The following is a 1,253-nucleotide window of genomic DNA, read 5'->3' on the forward strand; positions in this document are numbered from 1 at the left end:
CCTGGGCCCGGTGCTCGGCCACCAGGGCCTCGAGCTGCCCCTTCTCCAGCTGATCGGCGAGGGTGCGCAGGGCAAAACCCAGCACCGCGACGGTGGAGCGCAGGCCGAAGGCGTCCTGCAGGGCGCGGGCGGCCTGCATCTCGTTGTCGCTGAGGCGGATGCGGAAGCCGCCGGGCTCCCGGTTCGGCCCTGAACGGCCGCCCCGCTCGGGGGCATCCCCGCGGCCGGAGCCCACGGGAAGAGGGGTGTTGGTGTCGTCCGCCATGGCCGCAGCCCGCAATCAGGGGCAAGTGTCGCGCATCGACGTCCGGCCGGCGGCGGCGTCAGGACCCAGCCACAGCAGCCGGTGCCTGCCCCGACGGGCACGGCCATCCCGCCGGGCCAGCACCAGCAGCGGCACGGGCCGGGGGCCACCGGCGGCGAAGCGCCGCCGGTACTGCTGCAGCAGGTCCAGGTAGGTCTCGAGCGTCCAGCCCTGGGTGCCCCGCTCCTGGGCGGCCCAGAACTTCCGCAGCGCCTCCCGGCAGGCGTCCGCACCGAAATCCTCCCAGCAGAGCCGCTCGGCCTCCCAGGCCGGGCGACCGGCGGCCACCAGCTCCCGGTAGCGCCGCAGCTCGGGGGCCTCCTGGCTGCAGTCCGGCGGCAGGCGGCTGGCCAGGTGTTCCACCGGGACCCGGCTCAGGCGCAGCCAGCAGCGCTCCAGCAGCAGCACCGGCAGGCCGCCGTGCCAGTGGTCGCTGCCCTCCAGCTCCTGGAGAGCGCGGCGCAGCTCCTCCAGGTGGGGCTCCAGGAGGAACAGGCCGTCCTGCGTCACCACCTGGCCGGGCGTCGCAGCGTTGCCGTCACGGGCATCGGAAGACGGCACGGAGGGGAACCGACGACAGGCTGAATCATGCTGTGTCCGGCCGGGATCTGCTGGGACGGTGTCTTAAGGGAGGTGGACGCGGGGGTGTGAGCCCCGTCCCTTCTGAGCTAGAGAGGCATCGCCGCCGGTACCCACCCGTGACGTCCCCGGATCCCCTGCGCCCTGCCGCCCTGGCCTCCCTGCTGTCCGCCGGCTGGGGCAGGCAGGCCCTGCTGCTCGCCGGGGGGGTGATCGGGGGCGAGCTGGTGCTGCGGGCGCTGCCTGGCGAAGGACTGGGTCTGGTGGGGATCGCCGGGGTGGCGGCGGGCTGGTGGTGGCTGGGCCGGCGGCCCGCCCGCCTGGTGCCGCCCCGGTTGCCCGCCAGCTTCGACGCCTGGGTGCGGCGCTG

Annotated in this window: 3 protein-coding genes; 1 reads left to right on the forward strand and 2 read right to left on the reverse strand. The window is 75.1% G+C overall.

Annotation, left to right across the window (positions count from 1 at the left end):
* Both VB737_RS07070 and VB737_RS07075 read right to left on the reverse strand, forming a co-directional pair.
* On the reverse strand, nucleotides 1-265 hold a 265-nt coding region (locus VB737_RS07070; protein WP_500312215.1), incomplete at its 3' end, for a DUF8668 family protein.
* A gap of 15 nt (nucleotides 266-280) precedes the next feature.
* The gene (locus tag VB737_RS07075; protein WP_500312216.1) at nucleotides 281-865 is read right to left on the reverse strand and encodes a hypothetical protein; all 585 of its coding nucleotides are present in this window, start codon (nucleotides 863-865) and stop codon (nucleotides 281-283) included.
* A 137-nt stretch (nucleotides 866-1,002) separates the two neighbouring features.
* Here VB737_RS07075 and VB737_RS07080 point away from each other — a divergent pair.
* Nucleotides 1,003-1,253: hypothetical protein (locus tag VB737_RS07080; RefSeq protein WP_500312217.1), on the forward strand; the 251-nt coding region annotated here is incomplete at its 3' end.

It is taken from the genome of Synechococcus sp. BA-120 BA3 (genome assembly GCF_034931285.1).
Classification (GTDB): domain Bacteria; phylum Cyanobacteriota; class Cyanobacteriia; order PCC-6307; family Cyanobiaceae; genus Cyanobium.